The organism is Brasilonema sp. UFV-L1, assembly GCF_012912105.1.
Lineage (GTDB): Bacteria > Cyanobacteriota > Cyanobacteriia > Cyanobacteriales > Nostocaceae > Brasilonema.
In genome coordinates this window covers 1-1652 of the sequence record NZ_QMEA01000286.1, presented here as the reverse complement: position 1 = coordinate 1652, position 1652 = coordinate 1, and the positions used below count along the sequence as shown (strand labels likewise).

The following is a 1652-nucleotide window of genomic DNA, read 5'->3' as shown; positions in this document are numbered from 1 at the left end:
AACCATGATCATCAGTAGCGCGAGTTTTGAGGAAGGCTAAAGTATCAGCGTCATCTTTGTAGTTGCTGGCTAAAGCTTGGAGTGCTGCACGTCGCACATCCGAACTATGATCATCAGTAGCGCGAGTTTTGACGATGGCTTTTGTATCAGCGTCATCTTTCCAAGTCGTTGCAACTGCTGCAACTGCTTGGGTGCGAATTTCCTGAACGAGTTTTCTTTCTTCCTCATCTTGCCTGGGGTCATAATAGTAATTTAAGTCGTATTTGGTTAAGTCTTTAAAGCAGTTCAGCAATTCGCGAGCAGTTTTTGCAATTACTGTCCTATTCCTCACCTCAGAAAGACACTTAGCCGCCAAAAACAAGTTGCTAAATTTCTCCGCCTCACCATTTTGCCCCATTAAGTATTCCAGAATCTCGCCAACAAATTTTGGTTCAATCATTCCTGCAATCAGCCGCAAGACTTCATGCCAAGTTTCATCATGCCAGTGTTTGCCAAAAACTTGCGTCTTGAGTTCTTCAAGTTCAAGCGATCGCGTTTCTTTAAACTGCCAGACAAACTCCCAAGCACAGAAATATTCTAAAAACGTCCGATGAACAAAAGCATAATAATCAGCACCCAGGAAACATAACATAAAGTTGCGAGTCCGCAGTTGATTTATCATCACCCTCGCAGCTTCTCTTGCTTTGTCAACTTCGATGGTTTTTAAATACTCAGTCAGAATCCTTTCTAAATCATTCGCACTTATCAAATTGCCCGCCAAACCTTTCTCACTGGTTTGCATATGGTAAGCAACTTGACGCAACATTGCTTGCTTATCTTTATAATCTATTGTTTTTGGATCTAACCTTTTATCTTCCACCAAAGCACGTTCCACATCCCATTGATGCAGCAGTACCCGCGATGCTTGATTATAAAGTTCGGCTCTATCTCTTGGCAATTCTTGGTTACGATTCAAAATTGCCATCATCGTCAACAATAAGGGATTTCCTGCAAGTTCTGCTATCGAGTTTGATGTGTCAATGGCTCTTTGTAGTCGCTCTTTTTTTCTCTCTCCATCAATCTTGTCAGTAAAAGTGTCAGAATGCCAACGATTGATAAAATCCCGAATTTGTTCTGGTTCCAAATCTTGCAGCATGAAATGCTTAAACTCAGCATCTCGCAGCCGTTGCGCTTTATATCCAATCACACGAGAAGTCACAATCACCTGCACATTGGGATATTCATTTGTAAAGCGGTGAATATCTGTGATCACATCTTCTCGCCTACCGGGGTCAAAAACTTCATCCAAACCATCAAACATGACTAAGGCGTTACCAGCCTTGAGTTGTTCTTGCAATTTATGTTGGTTGAGGTGGGCGATCGCACCACTACATTTATGAAAGAATTCCAGAAAATTACTACATTCTTTGTCCTCCCGTCGCCGCATATAAGTGCGTAACTCAATCAGCAAGGGAATCGGCGGAAGATTTTTTATCTTATCAAGTCTATCAAGAGTTTTTTCTACCCAATCTAACGCCAGGTATTGTAATAATGTAGACTTCCCTGAACCTGGATCACCTAATATAACAATTTTTAACCCCCCACTTCCCCCCTTACTAAGGGGGGATAAAGGGGGGTATCCCTTACCAAGGGGGGATAAAGGGGGGTATCCC

Annotated in this window: 1 protein-coding gene; it reads right to left on the bottom strand. The window is 42.3% G+C overall.

Annotation, left to right across the window (positions count from 1 at the left end):
• The coding region (locus DP117_RS34150) for an NACHT domain-containing protein (RefSeq protein ID WP_169222576.1) at positions 1 to 1652 on the bottom strand (1652 nt) is incomplete at both ends.